This is a genomic window from Mycobacterium shunyiense (genome assembly GCF_058270075.1).
Genome location: NZ_JBZDPU010000017.1, coordinates 254919 through 274823, shown reverse-complemented (window position 1 = coordinate 274823; position 19905 = coordinate 254919). Strand labels below are relative to the sequence as shown.

The window sequence follows — 19905 nt, the reverse complement described above, 5'->3', positions numbered from 1 at the left end:
ATGCATCTGGCTAGACGAATCTGGATTCAGCTGGCGATCTTCCTCGTGGTCTCGTTGGTCGCGATATCGGTCATGGCGTTTGGGTATGTGAAGCTGCCGAAGTTCCTGTTCGGAGTCGGGACCTATCAGGTGACCGTCGAATTGCCCGAGGCCGCAGGTCTTTACGAGCGTGCGAATGTCACGTACCGCGGAACCGAAGTCGGTCAGGTCAAAGAGATCAAGCTGAACGACGGGGAAGTCGATGCTGTGCTGGCGCTCAAGTCCGGCATTGACATACCTTCGGATCTCGACGCGCAGGTCCACAGCCAGAGCGCCGTCGGCGAGCAGTACATTGCTCTGTTGCCGCGTAACGCGACGTCGCCGCCGCTGAAAGCCGGTGACGTTGTCAGCCGTGACCGAAGTTCGGTACCACCGGACATCAACGAGCTGTTGGGCGCGACCAACCGCGGTCTCGAGGTGATTCCGGGTGACAACCTCAAAACCACGATCGACGAGGCGTACCTGGCATTCGGCGGCCTGGGACCGGAGCTTTCACGCTTCATCGACGGGTCCACCCAACTCGCGATCGACGCGAAGCAGAACATCAACGAGCTCACCAACGTGGTCGACAATGTCGGGCCGATTCTGGACACCCAGACCGATACATCGGATTCGGTGCAGGCCTGGGCGGCCCATCTGGCCACGGTCACCGAGCAGCTGAAGGACAAAGACCAGGCGGTACGGGGTGTCTTGCAGAACGCCGCGCCGGCAGTCGACGAGGTCCGAGCCCTGTTCGACAGGCTGCAGCCGACGCTGCCTGTGATCCTGGCCAACCTGGTGGCCGTCGGCGAAGTGGCCGTCACGTACCGGCCCGGAGTGGAACAGCTGCTGGTGCTGCTGCCTACCGGTACGGAAGCGATCCAGGCTGCCATCATGGCGAACCGAAATACCAAGCAGGACTACAAGGGTGGCTATCTGAGCTTCAACGTCAATGTCAACCTGCCACCAACATGCAACACTGGCTTTCTGCCGCCCCAGCAGCAGCGCGCCGCCAGTTTCGAGGACTACCCTGACGCACCGCCAGGTGACCTGTACTGCCGGGTTCCGCAGGACTCGACGCTGAACGTGCGCGGTGCGCGTAACACGCCGTGTGAGACGCGGCCCGGAAAGCGGGCGCCGACAGTGGCGATGTGCGAGAGCGACGAGAACTATGTCCCACTGAACGACGGGTTCAACTGGAAGGGTGACCCCAACGCGACACTCTCCGGCCAGTCGGTTCCTCAGCCCCCGCCGGGGACCCCCGGGTCAACGGCTACACCGCCGGCCGCGCCTCTTCCGATCGCGGTCGCGGAGTATGACCCCGCGACCGGTACGTACGTCGGTCCGGACGGGCAGGTCTACACGCAGAGCAACCTCGCCAACGACGCATCGAAGGAGCGAACATGGCAGTCAATGCTGATACCCCCGACGGGGAATTGAGTTCGTCTGGCACTCAAGATGAGGCGATGCCAGCGATCGAGGACGCGGATGTGGAGTCGCCGGCTTCCTCCGACATCGCGGATGCAGACGCCATCAGTGCCGATACCGATACCGATACCGATATCGACGACACCGATACCGGGCAGCGCGGCACACCTGCGCTGCGACTGGCTCTCGTCGTGGGATTGATCGTGGTGCTGGCGCTGGGTGGGATGGCGGGCTGGCTGGGTTACCGCGCCGATCAGTCGCATCAAGCCGAGAACGATCGTGAGTTGTATCTACAGGTCGCCCGGCAAGGTGCGTTGAACCTCACGACTATCGATTTTCAGCAGGCCGACGCCGACGTACAGCGCATTCTCGACTCCGCGACCGGACAGTTCCATGAAGATTTCGAGGCCCGTTCTCAGCCGTTCGTCGACGTCGTCAAACAGGCGCAGTCCAAATCTGTCGGCACGATCACCGAGGCTGGCCTGGAATCGGTTACCGGTGGCGAGGCGCAGGCGATCGTTGCCGTGTCGGTCACGACATCCAACGCCGGGGCACCCGAACAACAGCCACGGGCATGGCGGATGCGCGTGACCGTGCAGAAAGTAGACGAAGACGTGAAGGTTTCGAACGTGGGATTCGTAGCATGATCAAACTGAAATTGCGTGGTACCGATGCGGCCGCCGACGAACCGACAGAACAGGACTATCCGGAAGAGGAACATCCAGAGGTCGGGGAGGGCAGCGGGCATGGTGCAACTGACGCCGACGACGTTGAAGCCGCGCCCGCAGCGGACGCCGGTGGGGGTTTCGATGACGATGTTCCCGGCGATGATGCGACAGCTGCCGTAAGCCATGGATCAAACTGGATGCGCATCCTGGTTTATGGTGTGCTGCCGACCTTGGCGCTGGTCCTGGGACTTACCGCAGGTTTGCTGAAATGGCTGGATTCCTCTGTGCGCGACGCGCAAGTCGCCGGTATCGAATCCGTCCAGGCAGCAAAAGATTCCACTGTCGCGCTGCTGTCCTACAAGCCGGACAGCGTGGAACAGGACCTTACCGGTGCGCAAGATCTGCTGACCGGCGACTTCCGTGACTCATACACTCAGCTGACCCGAGACGTGGTGATTCCAGGCGCCAAGCAGCAGCAGATCGCCGCGGTCGCGACGGTGCCGGCGGCCGCCTCGGTATCGGCGGATCCGAACCACGCGGTCGTGATCGTGTTTGTCAATCAAGCGACCACCATCGGTACGGGCGCACCGACGAACACGGCCTCCAGCGTGCGGGTCACCCTCGAGAAGGTTGGCGACCGCTGGCTGATCTCAGGGTTCGAGCCTGTCTGACCCGGACCATTCGTGGATGAGTTCGTCGACACTGGTCAGCCGGCCGAGAACGGCAATCGTGTTGTCCAGCACCTGGTCTGCGTAACTTGACGGTGTACCTCCGACCGCGTCGCGCGGCACGACGAGGTCGAATCCGGCCTGGGTAGCGTGTCCGGCCGTGTGGGTGATAGCCAGGTTGAGTGACACTCCAGCCAGGACAATGGTGGTCACGCCCAGACCCTTGAGCACCGGCAACAACTCGGAGTCCAACGTTGGGAACAGCCCATGGTGCCGTGGTATGACCAGGTCTGTGGCGGCCAGCAGTTCGGGAACCACAGCCGTAGCGGACGTTCCAGGAGCCCACTCTGCAGTCGCGGGTCCCAGTACCCTCCACAACCGCGCGGTGCCGGTTGGTCGGCCACCCAGGCTGCCCTCGTAGGTGGCGTGTACCACCCGCACGCCGAACTCGCGTGCACTGTCGAGCAATCGACGAATGTCTCCGACCAGACCAGCGGCGTCGGTGGCCAGCGCAGGTAACACCGAATCTGGACCGAGCACACCGTTCTGGCATTCCACGCAGATGACGGCTGTGCTATCAGGGTCCCAAGGTTTCGACGGCATTATCCCACTCTAGACGGTAAACCCTTGCATACCAAGCAAATTGACTGCCCATGCGCTACCCAACGCTAAGCTGGCAGCATGCAGATTCGCGAGTATGTCGAGTCCGGTAAGCCCGCCTTCATCGTGTCCGGATCGGGCATCATGGTCGACTTCCGCGACCTCGAAGAGCGCGCCAACCGGCTCGCGCACTACTGGCGCGCAGCCGGTCTGCGCGAAGGCGACACCGTTGCGGTGATCATGGAGAACAACGAGCACGCGCACGCCGTCATGTGGGCGGCTCGGCGCAGCGGGTTCTACTACGCACTGATCAACACGCACTTGACTGCAGCCGAGGCGGCCTACATCGTCGACAACAGTGGTGCCAAGGCGGTGATCGGATCGCGAGCGATGCGCGCGGTGTGTGAGGGGCTGGTCGCACATCTACCCGGCGGGCTGCCGGAGGTCCTGCTGATTGCAGACGACCAGCTCCGTGGCTGGGCGACATACCCGGAATGCATTGCGGATCAAGCCTCGACGCCGATTTCCGACGAGCGCGAAGGCGATCTCCTGCAGTACTCGTCCGGTACGACCGGGCGTCCCAAGGGCATCCGCCGTGAGCTCACCCATCTCTCACCTGATGCAGCGCCCAATATCCTGATGCCATTGCTGAACGCGGTCGGGATCACCGGCCGCTCGGTCTATCTGAGTCCGGCCCCGCTGTACCACACCGCGCCGTCGTTTTGGTCGATGGCGGTGCAGTCGCTGGGTGGCACGACCGTCATCATGGAAAAGTTCGACCCGGAATGCGCGCTCGAGGCCATCCAGCGCCATGGCATCACTCATGCCCAGTTTGTCCCCGCGATGTTCGTTCGGATGCTCAAACTTCCTGAAAAGATCCGCAATTCGTATGACGTATCCAGTCTCGAGCGCGTGGTGCATGCCGCCGCACCCTGTCCGGTTGAGATCAAGAAGCAGATGATCCAGTGGTGGGGACCGATCATCGATGAGTACTCCGCTTCGTCGGAAGCTGTCGGCGCTTCTTTCATCCGCGCTGAGGACTGGTTGAGTCACCCGGGGTCGGTGGGCCGACCCTTGGTCGGGGTCCCGCACATCCTGAGCGAGGACGGAGAGGAGCTGCCGCCCGGAGAAGTCGGCGAAATCTACTACGAGGGCGGGCATCCCTTTCAATACCTGAAGGACGAGGAGAAGTCCGCGGCGGCGCGCAACGCGCGTGGCTGGGTGACAGTGGGTGATATCGGGTACCTCGACGAGGATGGCTATCTGTATCTCACCGACCGTCGCCATCACATGATCATCTCTGGCGGGGTCAACATCTACCCGCAAGAGGCGGAGGATCTGCTGATCACCCACCCCAAGGTGCTTGACGCTGCGGTCTTCGGTGTTTCCGACGACGAGATGGGCCAGAGTGTCAAAGGCGTTGTTCAGACGGTTGATCCCACCGATGCCACTGAGGCGTTCGCCACCGAGTTGCTCGACTGGCTTCGAATCCGGTTGGCGCACTACAAGTGCCCGCGGTCGATCTCGTTCGAGGAGCAGCTGCCGCGCACGGACACCGGCAAGCTCTACAAACAGCAGCTTGTCGTCAAGTACTCGACGTAGTCAGCCCAGCTTCAGTGGCACACGTTCCAGCGCGAAGGTCTGTGCGGGGAAAACGATGTGCGGTTCATAGCCGGCTTCCACCGAAAAATCGGGAATGCGCTTCAGCCACTCCTCGAGAATGAGCGTGAGCTCCATGCGGGCCAGATGCGACCCGAGGCAGCGGTGCGGCCCACCGCCGAAGCCCCAATGCCGGTGCACCTTTCCGTCCATCACCACGTCATTGGTGGAGATCTCGTCGCTGTCGTCACGGTTGATAGCGGCAATGCACAGGCGCACCTGGGTGTCCGGGGGCAACGTGAAGTCACCGATGGTCACCTCCTGGGTGGTGACCCGCGGCAGCATCGGTGCCGGCGGCTCCAATCGGACGATCTCCTCGACGAATACGTTCATCTGGTCGGGATTGTCGCGCAGCGTGGTGCGTAACTCCGGATTGCGGGCGAGTTCTAGCAGCGCCATGCTCATCGCCGCGGTGACGGTGTCCAACCCGGCGAGCACGAACAAGAAGCTCAGGCCCATCACCTCGGCGTCGTCGAGGGCATCATCGCCGGTGAGTACCTGGGACAGGATGTCAGGGCCGGGGTTGGCCCTTCGTTCGTTGACAGCCTCGGTGAGGTAGGCGAGCAATTCCATTGCCGGCGTCAGATCATGGCCCTCGAGCGACGGCGAATCTGCTAGCGCGATAACCGAGTCCTTCCAGGCGATGAGGCGGTCCCGATCCTCAAGGGGCAGCCCGAACAGCGTCAGGAACACCTGTGAGGGGTAAGGGATCGCGATGTCGGCCACCACCTCGCACTCACCCTTCATGACCACGTCGTCGATGATGTCGAGTGCTTGTTTCTGCAGCGACGGCAACATCTCGTTCAAGGTCTTCGGGCTGAAGAAGGGCTGCAGGATCTTGCGGAACCGGGTGTGCTCCGGCGGATCGAAGGAGATGGGCACGAGCGGCAGCGGGGCACCGAGTACGTCGAACGCTTTCTTCGACGAGAAGAGCTCCGGATTCCGGAGTGCGGCCAGCACATCCTCGCGGTGGGACAGGTAGTACCAGCCGTCGATGTATACCACCCGGCCGGCGTCGCGCACGGTCTTCCACCCCACACCACGGTCGGCGGTCATCGGCAGGCCCGCGAAGGAAAGCTCCGGTGCACCAAGGGTATTCATGTGTCCTCCCGGAGGTTAGAACGCCGAGCGGTGTAATCCACCGTCGACCTCGATCCAGCTGCCGGTGAGGTATCCGGCAGGTTCTGAGCATAGATACGTGACAAGGGAGGCGATTTCGGGCGCCTTCCCCATCCGACCCGCGGGTACGCGGGCCTGGGCGAGCATGAAGTCGCGCCGCTGTTCTTCCGAGCTGGCGCCAAAATGCTGGTCAAGGTAGTTGCGCGAGTTCTCGGTCTCGATCCAACCGGGAGCGACGGTGTTGACGGTGATCCCGTACCTGGCGTACTCGTCGGACACCGTCTTGAGCAAGCCGACGGTCGACGGGCGGCTGGTGTTGGCCACCGCATGGTGGATGTTGCCTGCCGGCTCCTTCGCGGTGGCCGAACCGATATGCACGAAACGGCCCCAGCCGGCTCGCTGCATTGCCGGCAGGACTGCCTGTAGCAGCAGGATCTGGCTCATGGTGTGCGCTTCGAACGACTCGCGGTAGACGCTGATGTCGCTGATGTCGGCGAAGTCCCCCGGCCGCTGGTACTTCGCCTGCCCGACCACGATCAGCGGAGCGCCGTGCTCGGCCGTCACCGCACGGACGGCGTCTGCCACCTGTTGCGGACTGCTCACGTCGGCGGGGACGCCGAGGGCGGTGCCGCCCTCGGCGCGGATGGCCTCCACCGCATCGTCGACATCGGTCTTGGTCCGGGCCACTATGGCCACCCGGGCACCTTCCCCGGCAAGCATTTTGGCGACTTCGAACCCAATTCCCTTGCTACCGCCAACGATCAGTGCCGACCGACCATCGATCCCGAAGTGCATTGCGGGTGTTCCCTAGCCTCGTCGGATGTCCATGCCTGCGTCTACCTTCAACAAGCTTCCGGTGAAGGATCGGCCCGCGTCGCTGAGCAAGAACAGGATGGCGTTGGAGACGTCGCGTGGCTCGATCAGCGGCAGGTCCGGCAGCGCGGTCTGAACGGCGTTGACCATTCGGGGGTTCTCCTCGATCACCTTGAACAGGGCCGGGTTCTCGGTGATCATCGGCGTCGCGCAGTTGGTGGGCGCTACCGCGTTGACGCGGATGCGGTCGGGGGCGAGCAGGGCCGCGTAGGCGCGAACCAGGCTAACGATGGCGACCTTGGACAACAGATAGGCGTCGCTGCCGCCACGTCCATCGGTCAGGTCCAGGAGCGCGACCATCGAGCTGGTGGCGATCAGATTGCCGCCCTCGCCGCGTTCCTTGATGTGGGGGATCGCGACCTGGAATGCGTTCCACACACCGACGAGCATGATGTCGAGCCCCAGGCGGAGGGCTTCGGAGGCGTCGCGCTCGTCGGCGTTGGTCAGCACGACCCCGGCATTGGCCAGCACGGTGTCGACGTGGCCGAACTGTGCGACGCCGGCGTCGAACGCCTCCTGCAGGGCGGCGATGTCGCGCACGTCGGCCTTGCGGGTGATCATTTGCCTGCCGGTCTTTTCGACCAGGCGTGCGGTCTCCTCGAGCTCCTCGGTGGTTCCCAGCTGATACGGGACGACGTCGAGGTTCTCGCAGATATCTACGCCGATGATGTCAGCGCCTTGCTCAGCGCACATGATTGCGTGCGAACGGCCCTGTCCGCGGGCGGCTCCGGTGATGAAGACGACGCGGCCGTCGAGTGAACCCATTCCTTGTTCCTCCGGTGATCGATAGATATGGCCGCGCTCAATCGGGCGGCGTCCGGTTGTGGTGCCTGTGAAGTGCGCCATGCCCGATGCTACGCGGAGAGTTTGGAATCATACAACTATATGGCTAATTTGATGGCAGGCAGATCCATCGACGCTCTGAAGGGATTCCCACATGTCCACTACCCCCAACGGCGGTCCGCGCCCACCCGACGGCGATTGGTTGGGGACCCCCTACCTCACGTTCAAACGCGAAGGGGCGTTCGCCATCTGCACGCTGGACCGTCCGCAAGCGCGTAATGCGATGACCCCCGCGATGTATTTCGGCATCCGCTATGCCATCAATCGGGTGAATGGCGATCCCGACCTGGCCGGCTTGCTGATCACCGGCACCGGAGACGTCTTCGCGCCGGGTGGCGACCTCGGACAGGCCGGCGAAGACAACTGGATAGATTTCGCCTCGAACTTGGGTATGGATGTCGCACCCTTCGATGTGCTGCGTCAGTCGCCAAAGCCCGTGGTGTCGGCGGTCAACGGTCTCTGCCAGGGCGGTGGCCTGCAGATCGCGATGTGCAGCGATCTGGCCGTGGTCAGTGACCGGGCGACCTTTCGGGTGCCCGAATTGTTCCGTGGCATCGCCGACACGTACTACAGCCAGGTGCTTGCGCGGCTGATCGGCCCGGTCCGCACCAAGGACCTGATGTTCACCGGGCGCACTCTGAATGCAGAAGAGGCACTCGACTGGGGCATGGTGGCCAGGGTGGTTCCCCACGACGACCTACTGGATGTTGCGAAAGATCTTCTCGCGCAATGTTGCCGGACTGCGCCCGGCGCGCGAGGGATAGTCAAGGCGAGCCTGGACAACTACTTGGGTCTGTACGACCGGATCGGCATGCAGACGAGTCTGTTCGGCCCCGAGGCGCGGGAAGGATTCCGCGCGTTCAAGCAGAAGAACTCACCGGCCTGGGTGCACCCCGAGTTGCAGGTGGACGGCCGTCTCTAGCCGGCGGACGGCGGTCTGGCGATGCGGAAGGCGCCAGACCGCCGTCCCTCGGGCTACTTCGGGGTGAAGCGCTGTGCTCCGTCGAGGCGCATCACTTCGCCGTTGACGTAGCCGTTGCTCAGCAGGAATGCCGCAGCGTCGGCGTACTCACCGGGTGTGCCCAGCCGCTTCGGGAAGGGGATGTTGGCGGCGAATTTGGCGATGGCCTCTTCGCCGACCGACTCCATGATCGGTGTCTTCATGGTGCCCGGTGCGATGGTGTTGACCCGGATACCAACCGAACTGAGGTCGCGAGCAGCCGCGATGGTCAACCCGATCACGCCCGCTTTCGCCGCTGCATACGCTGTCTGACCGATCTGTCCTTCGTATCCCGCCACCGAGGCGGTCATCACGATGGCACCCCGCTCACCGTCCTCGCCAGGTTCCGTGCCGGCCACCGATGCCGCCACCAATCGGGTCAGGTTGTAGGTGCCGGTCAGGTAGAGGTCGATGGTCTTGGTGAATCCGCCCAGATCGGCCGGGCTGCCGTCGCGCTGGACGATGCGTTGGGCGACACCGAATCCGCCGTGTGCCACAACGGCGTAGCGAAGCTGACCGAGCTGGTTGGCCTGCTCGATCGCAGCGAGGATGCTGTCGTCGCTCGTCACGTCGGTGCTGACGAAGAGGGCCCGGCTGCCCAATTCATCCGCCAACGCCTTGCCCTTGTCGGCAGCGAGATCGGCGATCACCACGCCGAGTCCATCGGCGTGAAGCCGGCGCACTGTGGCTTCGCCCAGACCTCCCGCGCCGCCGCTGACAATCGCCGACGCACCTTCGAATTTCTTTACCGTCATCGAGTTCTCCATTTCTACTGTTGGGTGAGCGGTTTCTGTCATGTTGCTGTGACGAGGTCCCATGGATCCTCGGCAGCTAGGGCCAACCGGCCCAGGCGCCGGGCGTACTGCGTGGTGGTGCCGTAGTCCCCGGCCCAGCTCTGGGCGCGCAAGGTGAACAACCACAGTGGATGTTCCTGGGTGACGCCGATTGCGCCGTGCAGTTGGTGCGCGACGGTCGTGACTGGGCCGACTGCGCGGCCCACCGCTACCTTGGCAACGGCGATGGCGTGGTCGGTGTCGGCGGAATCGAATCCATGCTCGGATGCCACCGCTACTGCCAGTTCTGCAGCAGCACGGGCTGTTTCGATCTCCCCGGCCATACCGGCCAATGACTGTTGCACCGCTTGGAACGCGCTGAGCGGGCGACCGAACTGGACACGCTCGCGCGTGTGGTTCACCGACAGCGCGGCAGCTGCGTCGAGAGCCCCGACGATCTGCACACAGCGCGACCACGCGCCGCGTCGCTCAAGTCCGTCACCGAGCGCAGGGTCCACGGCGTGCAACCGATCGGCGGGCAGGTCGAAGGCGATGGAATCGCGAGGTTCGCCGGCGAGGTTGTGATCTTCCCTCAGGTTGCTGGGCGACACCTCGACCAGGCCTACACGCAGGCTGTCGGGACCGCGGACCGCCAGCAGCACCGCTGCGCAGGATCGTGCCCAAGGAACGGACCGTGCTGTCCCGGTGACCCGGCGGCCGTCGGTGTCCGCGTCAGCGATGGCGACTGTCAGCGGTCCGTGCGGCAATTCAAGGTCGGCCTGTTGGCCCAACCATCCTGCCAGCAGGTCGGTTTCGGCCAACGGTACCGATCCGGCATGACGGGCCAGGCCGTAGAGCGTGATCGCGAGCTCTCGCGGGCCGGCGCCCAAATCCGTGGTGCTCGTCAGGCGGGCCAGCCCGGCGTCTTCGAGGATTCGCCAGAGGTCGGCGTCGAACCGATCGGGTAGGCCTCGACGGCCCAGCCGAGCATCGAAGGCAAGCCGACCCAGATCGTCAACGAGCCGTCGAAGTTCGGCATCGTCGTCGTTGCTGTCATCGGAGCCGAACACTCCTCCTGCGAGCGCACTCATCGCAACCCCATTCCGCGAGCGATCACGCCACGCAGCACCTCATTGGTGCCGCCCCGCAAGGTGAACATGGGCTTGTGTAGCCAGGCCGTTCTCAGCATGGTCTCCACCTCCGGATTCGGGGGCAATCGCGCTATCAGGTCATCGATCAGTTCGACCGACTCGGCTTCGAAGCGGGTGCCGAGGTCTTTCACCAGCGCCGCCTGGTTCGCGGCGTCGCCGCCGTCGGTGAGCGTGCGAGCTACCGACAAGGACCGCTGCCGCAGCGAGATCAATCGGGCCAGCAGGTCGCCAACGGCTACCACAGTGCGGTCATCGGGCGCCGGCCCGGATCCCAGCGCGCGGATGGCGGCGAACAGCAACGGGCCGGTGGACAAGATGCGCTCAGGTCCGCTGCGTTCGAACGATAGTTCCGAGGTGACCTGGTGCCAACCATTGCCGACTTCACCGAGCACGTCGGCGTCGGGAACGAAGACCTGGTCGAAGATCACCTCGTTGAAGTGGTGCGCACCGGACATCAACGCGATCGGCTCGACGCGGACGCCCTCGGCCGCGCACGGCACCAGGAACTGGCTGAACCCGACGTGGCGGTTTTGCGGGTCGGCGGGACTGGTGCGTGCCAGCACCACGACCTGGTGCGCATGGTGGGCACCGCTGGTCCACACCTTGGTGCCGGACAGCAGCCAGCCCCCGTCGGTTCGGGCTGCCTTGCTCGCGACAGCTGCCAGATCGGAACCGGCACCGTGCTCGCTCATGCCGATCGACGAATAGAGCTCGCCTGCAACGATCTTCGGGAGCATTCGTTGGCGCTGTTCCTCGGTGCCGTAGGTCAACAGACTCGGAGCGACCTGTCGGTCGGCGGTCCAGTGCGCTGCCACGGGTGCTCCCGCCGCGATCAGTTCCTCGGTGACCGCATAGCGGTGCAGGTGGCCGAGCTCGTGGCCGCCGTAGCGGCGCGGGATGGTCAGACCGATGAACCCGGCGGAGCCCAACCGTGCCGAGAACCCCTCGTCCCAACTGCCCAGCCACGAGTCGACGGCCGGCTGCCAGCCGAATTCGGCACGGTCGGCTTGCAGGAAATCCCGTACGGCGAAACGTAACTTGGCCAGCTCGGCCGCATCGTTCCCGCTCACCGGGCAGCCGGCGAGAGGTAGAAGTTGGGAGTCAGATCCTCTTCGCGAGCGGCCAGCCGGTACTCATCCAAGTCGTCATCGTCCCAGCCCTCTTCGCGAAGGATCTCCTCGTCGGTGTAGAAGTGTCCGCTGCATGTTGCGGCAGGGCGGGTGACCAACGCGTGTACGGAGTCAGACATGATCTGCGGGTTGCGGGCCTGGGCGCGCACCACCGCCTCGCCCATCGCGACCATCATTCCGGTGCTGGCGATCGTGGTGGCCGGCCACACCGAGTTCACTGCGATCGGCACTGCGGCGAACTCGTCGGCCCAGCCTAGCGTCAGCAGGCTTTCGGCGTACTTGCCGACGGTGTGCCCGACATGCGCGCCCACCCACCGGGGCTCCAGGCTCAGCGGAGGAGAAACGTTGACCACGTGCGCATTTCCCGATCGGCGCAGGTGCGGCAGGGCGGCCTGCACCACCGCAAAGGGTCCTTCGACGTTGATCTCGAGCAGTCGGCGCAGACTCTTCGGGGGCAGGCTCTCGGTCGGTCGCAGATCCAGCGCGCCGGCATTGTTGATCACGACATCGATGCCGCCGAACGCGTCAGCGACCGCGGAGATGGCTGACGCCACAGCAGCACCATCCCGTACGTCGCAGGCCAGCGGAAGTGCCCGCCCACCGGCGGCTTGCACAGCGTCGGCGGTCTCGGCCAGAGTGCCCGCGATTTTCGGGTTGGGTGTGTCGGTCTTGGCCAATAGCGCCACTGCTGCACCGTCCTGCGCCGCGCGCACGGCAATGGCGGCGCCGATGCCGCGGCTGGCGCCGGTCACCACTATGACGCGATCCTTCAGGGTGCGGGGAGCGGGAATGCTCACAGTTGTCCTTCCGCCGTCGCTGGGCTGTATCCTTGAATGCTATAACTATATAGCTCATTAGTCGGCCGCTGTGATGCGGTCACCGACCAAAGCGAGGCTCTATGACACAGGTTGCCGCGATCGGCACCTACCTGCCGCCGTGGACTGTGCGCGAACGCCGGGTGAAGGGACCCGATGAGGACGCGCTGACCATGGCAGTTGCCGCCGGGCGGGCTGCTGACCCGGATGCCACCGCACACCGGGTGGTGCTGGTGACCCGCGACTTCCCTCTGCTGGAGGGGGGGAACGGCGCGGTGCTGCTGGCAGGTCTGTCGCTGTCCGCTGATGTGGCGGTGAGCGAAGTGCTGGGCGGTGCACCGGCCGTGCTCGACCAGATTCTCGGAGCGAGGGACGGGACTCTCGTGATCGCGGCCGACGACTCCGCAACGGTCGCCGCGGCAGCTGCCGTGCTGGTCGGTGCCGAAGGTGCCGCCGTGGAACCGGTGGCCCGCCAGACCCGCAGCTTGCCGACCACCGTGCGTGGTGAGGACGGCGCCCGACGCCACTATGGCGACCCGCGGCTGCAACGTGAGATCGGGGTCAAGTCGACCATCGCGCGATTGGGGCTGACGGATTCGCAAGCCGTTGCGGCCGTCGTCGGCGTCAAAGCAAAGGAACTCGGCGGCGACATCTCGACCGCCGGCGCGATCGAAGAGCCGATCTCCTCAGCATCAGGAGTCATCAGGGCACTAGCCGACCTCATCGAGAAGGAGCACGCGGCCGGCCTGTTGGTGGCCGTCGAACAGTCCAGCGTGACCGCGGCCGAAGTCCGCGGGTCAGCTACGGTGCCGACCGTCTCCCGCGACGAGGCTCCGGCACGGGAGCTACCGAAATTCCGCACCGCTGACGGCAACGGCATCCCGATCTCGCTGCCCGCCTATGCCCGCGCCTTCGAACCCAAGCTGCGCTGGGAGGCGGCGGTATTCGACGAACGGCCCGGTATCGACAGCGCGCCGCAGTTCCCGCCACGCGCCCGGGTCGACGACGACGGCGGGTTGGTCACCGACTACCGGCTGGAACCGTTGCCGCGCACTGGGACCGTCTATACCCAGACCACCGTTCGTATCCCGGTGCCGGACCTCCCAAGTCCGTATTCGATCGCTGTCGTGCAACTCGACGGCAGCCCCGTGCGGGTGCTGATGAAGGTCACCGGGGTACCTGCCGGTGAGGCCACCATCGGTCAGGCCGGCTCGGTGGTCCTGCGCAAGATCGCCGACCGCGCCGGCGTCCCGGATTACGGATACGCGTTCTGGCCCACGACCGCCGAAGGAGCCCACGCATGAGGAACGTCGCGATCGTCGGAGCGGGGATGACCCCGTTCGCCGAGCATTTCGATCTCGGCATCAAGGACCTGGTCCCGATGGCTTACGCCGAGGCGGTCGGTAACGTCGACAAGGGCATCAAGAAATCGGATATCCAGGCCGCCTGGTTTGGTGAACTGTCCACCACCGACGGTTTTCCGTCTGGCATCCTGGCCGACACTCTCGATCTGACCGGCATTCCGGTCACCAGAGTCGAAAATGCCTGCGCCACAGGAAACGACGCGATCCGTAACGGGACCTTGGCCATCGCGTCAGGGCTCTACGACGTGGTGCTGGTGGTCGGCGCGGACAAAGTGCGCGAAACCGCGTCGAACACCACATTCTGGGATTGGGCCGCCATGACCCGCGACAATGCCTGGGACTATCCGTTGGGGCTCGTCGCGCCCGCCAACTTCGCGCTGCACGTCATCCGCTACCTGCACGAGTCGCCGGCGACCAAGGAGCACATGGCGATGGTCGCGGTGAAAAACCACTTCCACGCCCTGAAGAATCCGAAAGCCCAACTGCGGTACGAGATCACCGTCGAACAGGCGTTGGCAGCGCCCATGGTGGTCGAGCCGTTCGGGTTGTACGACTGCACGCCGCAGAGCGACGGGGCGGCCGCGGTCATCCTCGCCGCCGAAGAGGTCGTGGACCGCTACACGGATCGACCGGTCTGGGTGCGTGGCGTCGGTCTGGGGATGGACCGGGTGATGCACCAACACAAGAGCGATATGACGACGTTCCCCCCGACTGTCAGAGCCGCGAAGGCTGCCATGTCCATGGCCGGTGTGACCCCGCGCGACATCGATGTTGCCGAGGTCCACGACTGCTTCACCGGTGTTGAGTTGATCAGTTACGAAGACCTCGGCCTCGCAAACCGGTTCGAGGCCTACAAGTTGGTCGAAGGCCGCGAGCATTACGTCGGCGGGTCGATCCCCATCAATCCGAGTGGAGGGTTGAAGGCCAAGGGCCATCCGCCGGGCGCAACCGGCGTCGCGCAATGTTACGAACTGTTCAACCAGCTGCGCGGTGAGGCCGAAAATCAGGTAGACGGCGCCCGCGTGGCGCTGGCGCACAACATCGGCGGCCCAACCGCGGTCTCCGCGGTGACCATCCTTTCCAACAAAAAGAACTGACGGTAATCACATGACCACTTCAGAAATTGCAACTTTGGCCGGCTACGAGCAGTTCGCACCGTGGCTGCTGGTGGAGAAGCGCGGCAACGTCCACGTCGTGAGCATCAACCGCCCCGAGGCGCTCAACGCCGTGACCGAGGAGGTGCACCACGCGTTCGCCACCATCTGGCGAGTCCTGGAGGCCGACGACGACGTGCGCGCAGTCGTGACCACAGGTGTGGGCAAGGCCTTCTCAGCCGGTGGTGACATGGTGATGTTCGGTCGCCTGATCGAGGACGAACAGGCGCGCGCCTTTCAGATCCACGAAGCGCGGACGGTGTTCCTCGAAGTGATCAACTTCCCCAAGCCACTGGTGTCGGCGGTGAACGGGCCCGCGGTGGGACTGGGCTGCTCGATCGCGCTGCTGAGCGATCTGCTGGTGATGGGGGAGAGCAGCTACCTGGCGGACCCGCACGTAGCGGTCGGGCTGACCGCCGGCGACGGCGGCGCAGCGATGCTGCCCCTACTGGTTGGCATGATGAAGGCCAAAGAGTTTGTGCTGCTCGGGGATCGGATCACCGCCGAGATCGCCGAGAAGCTGAACCTGGTCACCAAGGTGGTCAGCGATGACACCGTGCTCGACGAGGCGCTGGCACTCGGTGAGCGGCTGGCCGCTCTGCCGCCGCAGGCCCTGCGGTCGTCGAAGGTGGCCCTGAACATGCACCTGTCCCGCGCGGCGCATGGTGTGCTGGAGTACGCACTGGCCGAGGAACTGACCTCGTTCTCAACCCCGGAGTTCAAGGAACGCGTGGCAGCTTTCCGGGCCCGGTCGAAGAAGTAGGGACTTCGGGGCGCAGATATCCGTCTGCGCCCCGAAATCGCAGGTCAACGGTAGGCGGTCACTCGTGCGGTGACCGCCACCTTGCCGTCTTCACCGATCGCCTGGGCATCGCCGACGCCGGTATTGCGGCCCACCCGCAACGGGGTGCCGACGTAGCGGGAATCGGCACCGGCAATGAAGGGCCGCAGGAAGTTCACCCGTAATGAGCCGGTACGCAGTGCGCCCTGGGAACCGTTGATCGCCGCGGAGGCAACGAGTTCGAGTCCGGCCGCCGCCACACCGCCGTGCACGATGCCGATGTCGTTGTTCAGGTTGGGATCTGGGAGCTGCGCCAATGCGTGGACATCGGCCGCCGGACGGGCCTGAAGAGCCATCAGCTCTGCCAGCGTGGTCTCAGGCGATCGGTGCAACGTCTGGGGTGGCCGGCTGCTGAGAACTCCGTCAGCCGGGACGAAAAAGGATCGCACCGTGCCGCCGCCGATGATGCCGCCCCGATACGTGAGGGTGCAGATCGACAGCGACGTCGCGCCTATCGGGCCTAGGGTGCGGGCACTGGCGATGACCGGCCCGTCGAGCACTTCGGCTTCATCGAGGCTGAGTTCCAGGGAAAGTTCCGATGACACCGTCCACTGGCCGTTGGGGCGACGATAGTGGTTGACCATGCCCGCCGCAGCATCGACCAGAATAGCCAGCGGGCCGACCGCTGGTGTGCCCGTAATCGGGTTACGATAGCGGTCCATCGGCATCGAGAACACGACGGTGGCCGCATCGCGATCGGCTTCCAGGTATTCGATCCCGAATCGAACCTGGATCGAATCCGGTGTTTCCAGATCGTAGTCGGAGATGCGCTCGTGCAGGCCGGTCATTCGAGAAGATCCACGACAGTGGACAATTCGGATCCGGTGAGGACGAACTCCTCTGCCTTTTGCAGATGCTTCTTCCAGAGCTCGCCGGCCTTCTCCGCATCGCCCGCCTTGATCATGTCGAGCACCATTCGGTGGGTCTTGGCTGACCGGCGGACCGCCTGTTCGGCGCGCGTCCCCTTCGTGGGCTGCAACGAGCGGTTGGCCTTCTCGACGATGTGATGCAGCATGTCGCTGACGATCTGCAACGTGGCGTTGCCTGACAGGCGCGCGACCGCGGCATGGAAGTCGGTGAGCTGATCGACGGCATCGCTGCCGGGTTCCAACTGCGACTCGCGTTCGACGATCTGCTCGAGTTCGGCGATCACCTTGGGGTCGCGATCCTTGGCCAGCTGCTCGACCATCGGCACTTCGAGCGTCACCCGGGCGTCGTAGACATCCTTGACCGTAACGCCCTCGTATTCCAGGATCAGGCCCGCATAGCGAGCCAACGTCTCACGCTGCGGACGGGTGACCCGGGCGCCGCCCCGCACCCCCCGCTGAACCTGGATCAGCGACTCCGACTCGAGCACGCGGAACGCCTCGCGCAGGGTCGGCCGCGACACACCGAAGCGTTCCATCAGTTCGGATTCAGGGGGCAGCATGGTGCCTTCGGTGATCTCACCGCGGATGAACATCCGGCGCAGCACCGTGGCCACCCGATCGGCCATCTTCGGCTCCCGAAGACTGGTGACCTCCATTGCAACCTCCACCGTTAGTGCCGTGCACGAATTCGTTAATTATTTTGCAGGTTAGCCGAATGCTGGAATCGATCCGGGAATACACGGCCTACCAGTGACCAAGATCATCGCCACGGTTAATACCCCATCGCCCGGCCCATGAGATCCTTCATGATCTCGGTGGTGCCGGCGTACAGCCGCTGCACCCGTGAGTCACGCCAGAGCCTGGCCACCTCGTACTCGTTGATGTAGCCGTATCCGCCGTACAGTTGCAGGCAGCGGTCGATGATTTCCCATTGGACCTCGGAGGTCCACCATTTCAGGCCGGCGGCGTCCTGGTCACTCAGGGTGCCGTCGTTGACGGAAAGCACGCACTGGTCCAGATAGGTTTGGGCGGCGTCGAGCTTGGTCTGCATCTCTGCCAGAAAGTGCCGATTGACCTGGAACTTGCCGATCGGTTGGCCGAATGCGGTGCGCTCCAAGGCATAGGCTTTGGTCAGATCGAGAGCGCGGCGGGCCGCAGGCAGCGCATAACAGGCCACGCCGACCCGTTCGCTGGGCAGGTTGGAGACCAGGTGATAGAAGCCCCGGTTGAGCTCGCCGACCAGGTTCTCCTTGGGCACCTTGACGTCTTCGAAGAACAACTCGGCGGTGTCCGCGGAGTATTGGCCGATCTTGTCGAGCTTGCGGCCTCGGGTGAACCCCTCCATCCCGTCCTCGATCATCAGGAGGCTGATGCCTTTGTGTCGGGCTGAGGGGTCGGTCTTGACGGCGGTGAGCACGAGCTTGGACAGCAACCCGTTGCTGATAAAGGTCTTCTGGCCATTGACCACCCAGTGATCGCCCTCGTCGCGGGCAGTGGTCTTGATACCTGCCAGATCCGATCCGGCTGCGGGCTCCGACATCGCGATGGAACCGATGTATTCGCCGGAGATGAATTTGGGCAGCCATCGTTCTTTTTGTTCTTCGGTGGTGAGCTTGTTCAGGTACGGCATCAGGATGTCGTTCTGCACGCCCAGGCCGATGCCGACCGATCCGGTACCGAACATCTCCTCGGAGATGATCTGGTTGAACCGGTAGTCCTTGATTCCCAGACCACCGTATTTCTCGTCGAACTCCCAGCCGATCAACCCATGTTCGCCTGCGGCGAGCCATGCCTCACGGCTGACCTTGCCGTCGCGTTCCCACTTCTCGACATTTGGCACACATTCGCGCTCGAAGAACTCCCGTGCAGTGGCCCGGAAGTCATCGTGGACTTCCTCGAAGATATTGCGGCGCATGTACTTTCCCTCTACTAGGCAGGTCAGTTTGCCCACGTCACGACCGCGGGCAATGCGCGGCCGGGAGCGTAGGTTTCGAAGAGCCGCCCACCCAAGAACGACTCGAGCTGATCGTGCGAACCGCACAGCGCGTCCGCCTGGAATCCCCGGCTGACGTAGCGGTGCAGGTCGTGTTCGGCGGTCAGACCGATTGCGCCGCAAACCTGCAATGCGACGTCGCTGACCGCGCGATGCGCTCGCCCGGCGGCAGCTTTTGCGGTCACCGCAGAGAGCTGGCCGCCGTACCGCCATGACTCGCCGAGGAGTGCCCGCGCGCCGGCCAGCACCGCAGACGCGTCGGCCAGTGCGTGTCGGGGTGACTGGAAGGATCCGATCGGTCCGCCGAACTGCACGCGCACGCTGACATGTTCGACCGCTATGCGCAGCGCTTGCTCAGCAAGCGCCACCAGCTCGGTGGCCAGCCCCCGCTGCGCCGCCGCGAGGGCCTGGTTCCACTGGGTGTGCGCGTCGATCAGGGGGACCTCGAGGGGACCGCTGACTCGTGTCCAGAATGTCGACGCATCGAAGGTGTCGAGGCGCTCGCCGTGCAGCTGCGTCGCTTCGACGACACCGATCGACACCGCTCCAGTTGGTCCCGGCACGGGGACTACCACCCGGCCCTCGAGTGGGCCGATCAGAATGCCCGACACCCGATGTTCGTCAGAGCCGGGGAGGTACCCGGGTGTCAGATCCGGCAGGAGGACGCGGTCGGCCGGCTCATCGAGCAGAGCGGTCAGCTCGGCCAGCATGGTTCGATCCAGGCAGTCGGTCAACGCCAGCGAGCGGCCCTGCGCGCGGAACAGCAGTTCGCAGGCCTCGATCGGGTATTCGCTCTCAATTTCCGACCAGCCCAGTTCGGCCAGTCGTGGCCCGATCGCTACGTGCTCGGTCGAGTCCTTGCCTGCCAGTTCATCGAAGAGCCGGAAGACCGCCTCCTCGATCATCGGCCAAGTTTCGTCGGTCATTTGCCTGTCCCTC

General features: G+C 64.3%; 20 protein-coding genes. 8 read left to right on the top strand and 12 right to left on the bottom strand.

Translation table 11 applies throughout. From position 1 onward, the window contains the following. The 3 genes from AC4ELH_RS22385 to AC4ELH_RS22375 are packed head-to-tail and all read left to right on the top strand — an operon-like array spanning position 1 to position 2785. Positions 1-1458 carry an MCE family protein gene (locus AC4ELH_RS22385; RefSeq protein WP_498886767.1) on the top strand — a complete coding sequence of 486 codons (1458 nt, stop codon included), beginning with the start codon at positions 1-3 and terminating at the stop codon, positions 1456-1458. Then, positions 1422-2093 (top strand): Rv1363c family protein, encoded by a 672-nt coding sequence (locus tag AC4ELH_RS22380; protein WP_498886764.1) that lies wholly within the window; start codon positions 1422-1424, stop codon positions 2091-2093. Before AC4ELH_RS22385 ends, AC4ELH_RS22380 begins: the two co-directional genes overlap by 37 nt. Continuing rightward, positions 2090-2785 (top strand): Rv1363c family protein, encoded by a 696-nt coding sequence (locus AC4ELH_RS22375; RefSeq protein ID WP_498886762.1) that lies wholly within the window; start codon positions 2090-2092, stop codon positions 2783-2785. Before AC4ELH_RS22380 ends, AC4ELH_RS22375 begins: the two co-directional genes overlap by 4 nt. Here AC4ELH_RS22375 and AC4ELH_RS22370 read toward each other — a convergent pair. Beyond that, the gene (locus tag AC4ELH_RS22370) at positions 2765-3385 is read right to left on the bottom strand and encodes a cysteine hydrolase family protein (protein ID WP_498886760.1); all 621 of its coding nucleotides are present in this window, start codon (positions 3383-3385) and stop codon (positions 2765-2767) included. The genes AC4ELH_RS22375 and AC4ELH_RS22370 overlap by 21 nt on opposite strands. Before the next feature lie 78 nt (positions 3386-3463). On the opposite strand from AC4ELH_RS22370, the gene fadD4 reads away from it, so the two are divergent. Continuing rightward, positions 3464-4984 carry a fatty-acid--CoA ligase FadD4 gene (gene fadD4 / locus AC4ELH_RS22365; RefSeq protein WP_498886758.1) on the top strand — a complete coding sequence of 507 codons (1521 nt, stop codon included), beginning with the start codon at positions 3464-3466 and terminating at the stop codon, positions 4982-4984. On the opposite strand, the gene AC4ELH_RS22360 is transcribed toward fadD4, so the two are convergent. Genes AC4ELH_RS22360 through AC4ELH_RS22350 form a run of 3 tightly spaced genes read right to left on the bottom strand, consistent with a single transcriptional unit; the run spans position 4985 to position 7798 of the window. Next, positions 4985-6142, bottom strand: coding sequence for a cytochrome P450 (locus tag AC4ELH_RS22360; protein WP_498886756.1), 1158 nt, complete (start codon positions 6140-6142; stop codon positions 4985-4987). Positions 6143-6157: 15 nt separating this feature from the next. Then, positions 6158-6955 carry an SDR family oxidoreductase gene (locus AC4ELH_RS22355; RefSeq protein ID WP_498886753.1) on the bottom strand — a complete coding sequence of 266 codons (798 nt, stop codon included), beginning with the start codon at positions 6953-6955 and terminating at the stop codon, positions 6158-6160. 12 nt (positions 6956-6967) lie between these two features. After that, positions 6968-7798 (bottom strand): mycofactocin-coupled SDR family oxidoreductase, encoded by an 831-nt coding sequence (locus AC4ELH_RS22350; RefSeq protein WP_498886752.1) that lies wholly within the window; start codon positions 7796-7798, stop codon positions 6968-6970. A gap of 172 nt (positions 7799-7970) precedes the next feature. Here AC4ELH_RS22350 and AC4ELH_RS22345 point away from each other — a divergent pair, with 172 nt between their 5' ends. Continuing rightward, positions 7971-8798, top strand: a complete 828-nt coding sequence (locus AC4ELH_RS22345) for an enoyl-CoA hydratase/isomerase family protein (protein ID WP_498886750.1) — start codon at positions 7971-7973, stop codon at positions 8796-8798. Positions 8799-8851: 53 nt separating this feature from the next. On the opposite strand, the gene AC4ELH_RS22340 is transcribed toward AC4ELH_RS22345, so the two are convergent. Genes AC4ELH_RS22340 through AC4ELH_RS22325 form a run of 4 tightly spaced genes read right to left on the bottom strand, consistent with a single transcriptional unit; the run spans position 8852 to position 12727 of the window. Further along, positions 8852-9631: an SDR family oxidoreductase gene (locus AC4ELH_RS22340; protein WP_498886748.1), complete on the bottom strand. Its 780-nt coding sequence runs from the start codon at positions 9629-9631 to the stop codon at positions 8852-8854. 38 nt (positions 9632-9669) lie between these two features. Continuing rightward, positions 9670-10740: an acyl-CoA dehydrogenase family protein gene (locus AC4ELH_RS22335; protein ID WP_498886746.1), complete on the bottom strand. Its 1071-nt coding sequence runs from the start codon at positions 10738-10740 to the stop codon at positions 9670-9672. Next, positions 10737-11870 carry an acyl-CoA dehydrogenase family protein gene (locus AC4ELH_RS22330; RefSeq protein ID WP_498886744.1) on the bottom strand — a complete coding sequence of 378 codons (1134 nt, stop codon included), beginning with the start codon at positions 11868-11870 and terminating at the stop codon, positions 10737-10739. The genes AC4ELH_RS22335 and AC4ELH_RS22330 overlap by 4 nt, the downstream gene beginning before the upstream one ends. Further along, complete coding sequence (locus AC4ELH_RS22325; RefSeq protein ID WP_498886743.1) at positions 11867-12727, bottom strand: SDR family oxidoreductase; 861 nt, start codon at positions 12725-12727, stop codon at positions 11867-11869. The genes AC4ELH_RS22330 and AC4ELH_RS22325 overlap by 4 nt, the downstream gene beginning before the upstream one ends. A gap of 101 nt (positions 12728-12828) precedes the next feature. On the opposite strand from AC4ELH_RS22325, the gene AC4ELH_RS22320 reads away from it, so the two are divergent. Genes AC4ELH_RS22320 through AC4ELH_RS22310 form a run of 3 tightly spaced genes read left to right on the top strand, consistent with a single transcriptional unit; the run spans position 12829 to position 16026 of the window. Continuing rightward, positions 12829-14049 carry a Zn-ribbon domain-containing OB-fold protein gene (locus AC4ELH_RS22320; RefSeq protein ID WP_498886741.1) on the top strand — a complete coding sequence of 407 codons (1221 nt, stop codon included), beginning with the start codon at positions 12829-12831 and terminating at the stop codon, positions 14047-14049. Next, on the top strand, positions 14046-15206 hold the full coding sequence (locus AC4ELH_RS22315) for a thiolase C-terminal domain-containing protein (RefSeq protein ID WP_498886739.1): 1161 nt from the start codon (positions 14046-14048) through the stop codon (positions 15204-15206). Before AC4ELH_RS22320 ends, AC4ELH_RS22315 begins: the two co-directional genes overlap by 4 nt. Before the next feature lie 10 nt (positions 15207-15216). Continuing rightward, positions 15217-16026, top strand: coding sequence for an enoyl-CoA hydratase/isomerase family protein (locus AC4ELH_RS22310; RefSeq protein WP_498886737.1), 810 nt, complete (start codon positions 15217-15219; stop codon positions 16024-16026). A gap of 44 nt (positions 16027-16070) precedes the next feature. Here AC4ELH_RS22310 and AC4ELH_RS22305 read toward each other — a convergent pair whose 3' ends face one another. From AC4ELH_RS22305 to AC4ELH_RS22290, 4 genes are all read right to left on the bottom strand, one after another. Continuing rightward, the gene (locus tag AC4ELH_RS22305; protein ID WP_498886735.1) at positions 16071-16892 is read right to left on the bottom strand and encodes a PaaI family thioesterase; all 822 of its coding nucleotides are present in this window, start codon (positions 16890-16892) and stop codon (positions 16071-16073) included. Beyond that, positions 16889-17629 (bottom strand): FadR/GntR family transcriptional regulator, encoded by a 741-nt coding sequence (locus tag AC4ELH_RS22300; protein ID WP_498886733.1) that lies wholly within the window; start codon positions 17627-17629, stop codon positions 16889-16891. Before AC4ELH_RS22300 ends, AC4ELH_RS22305 begins: the two co-directional genes overlap by 4 nt. Before the next feature lie 116 nt (positions 17630-17745). Beyond that, the gene (locus AC4ELH_RS22295; protein WP_498886731.1) at positions 17746-18888 is read right to left on the bottom strand and encodes an acyl-CoA dehydrogenase family protein; all 1143 of its coding nucleotides are present in this window, start codon (positions 18886-18888) and stop codon (positions 17746-17748) included. 23 nt (positions 18889-18911) lie between these two features. Then, positions 18912-19892, bottom strand: a complete 981-nt coding sequence (locus tag AC4ELH_RS22290; protein WP_498886729.1) for an acyl-CoA dehydrogenase family protein — start codon at positions 19890-19892, stop codon at positions 18912-18914. Positions 19893-19905: the final 13 nt, after the last annotated feature.

Excerpts from the sequence above, each read along its gene's own strand:
- AC4ELH_RS22385 (WP_498886767.1), top strand. The coding sequence starts at position 1 with ATGCATCTGGCTAGACGAATCTGGATTCAGCTGGCGATCTTCCTCGTG.
- AC4ELH_RS22380 (WP_498886764.1), top strand. The coding sequence starts at position 1,422 with ATGGCAGTCAATGCTGATACCCCCGACGGGGAATTGAGTTCGTCTGGC.
- AC4ELH_RS22375 (WP_498886762.1), top strand. The coding sequence starts at position 2,090 with ATGATCAAACTGAAATTGCGTGGTACCGATGCGGCCGCCGACGAACCG.
- AC4ELH_RS22370 (WP_498886760.1), bottom strand. The coding sequence starts at position 3,385 with ATGCCGTCGAAACCTTGGGACCCTGATAGCACAGCCGTCATCTGCGTG.
- fadD4 (WP_498886758.1), top strand. The coding sequence starts at position 3,464 with ATGCAGATTCGCGAGTATGTCGAGTCCGGTAAGCCCGCCTTCATCGTG.
- AC4ELH_RS22360 (WP_498886756.1), bottom strand. The coding sequence starts at position 6,142 with ATGAATACCCTTGGTGCACCGGAGCTTTCCTTCGCGGGCCTGCCGATG.
- AC4ELH_RS22355 (WP_498886753.1), bottom strand. The coding sequence starts at position 6,955 with ATGCACTTCGGGATCGATGGTCGGTCGGCACTGATCGTTGGCGGTAGC.
- AC4ELH_RS22350 (WP_498886752.1), bottom strand. The coding sequence starts at position 7,798 with ATGGGTTCACTCGACGGCCGCGTCGTCTTCATCACCGGAGCCGCCCGC.
- AC4ELH_RS22345 (WP_498886750.1), top strand. The coding sequence starts at position 7,971 with ATGTCCACTACCCCCAACGGCGGTCCGCGCCCACCCGACGGCGATTGG.
- AC4ELH_RS22340 (WP_498886748.1), bottom strand. The coding sequence starts at position 9,631 with ATGACGGTAAAGAAATTCGAAGGTGCGTCGGCGATTGTCAGCGGCGGC.
- AC4ELH_RS22335 (WP_498886746.1), bottom strand. The coding sequence starts at position 10,740 with ATGAGTGCGCTCGCAGGAGGAGTGTTCGGCTCCGATGACAGCAACGAC.
- AC4ELH_RS22320 (WP_498886741.1), top strand. The coding sequence starts at position 12,829 with ATGACACAGGTTGCCGCGATCGGCACCTACCTGCCGCCGTGGACTGTG.
- AC4ELH_RS22315 (WP_498886739.1), top strand. The coding sequence starts at position 14,046 with ATGAGGAACGTCGCGATCGTCGGAGCGGGGATGACCCCGTTCGCCGAG.
- AC4ELH_RS22310 (WP_498886737.1), top strand. The coding sequence starts at position 15,217 with ATGACCACTTCAGAAATTGCAACTTTGGCCGGCTACGAGCAGTTCGCA.
- AC4ELH_RS22305 (WP_498886735.1), bottom strand. The coding sequence starts at position 16,892 with ATGACCGGCCTGCACGAGCGCATCTCCGACTACGATCTGGAAACACCG.
- AC4ELH_RS22300 (WP_498886733.1), bottom strand. The coding sequence starts at position 17,629 with ATGGAGGTCACCAGTCTTCGGGAGCCGAAGATGGCCGATCGGGTGGCC.
- AC4ELH_RS22295 (WP_498886731.1), bottom strand. The coding sequence starts at position 18,888 with ATGCGCCGCAATATCTTCGAGGAAGTCCACGATGACTTCCGGGCCACT.
- AC4ELH_RS22290 (WP_498886729.1), bottom strand. The coding sequence starts at position 19,892 with ATGACCGACGAAACTTGGCCGATGATCGAGGAGGCGGTCTTCCGGCTC.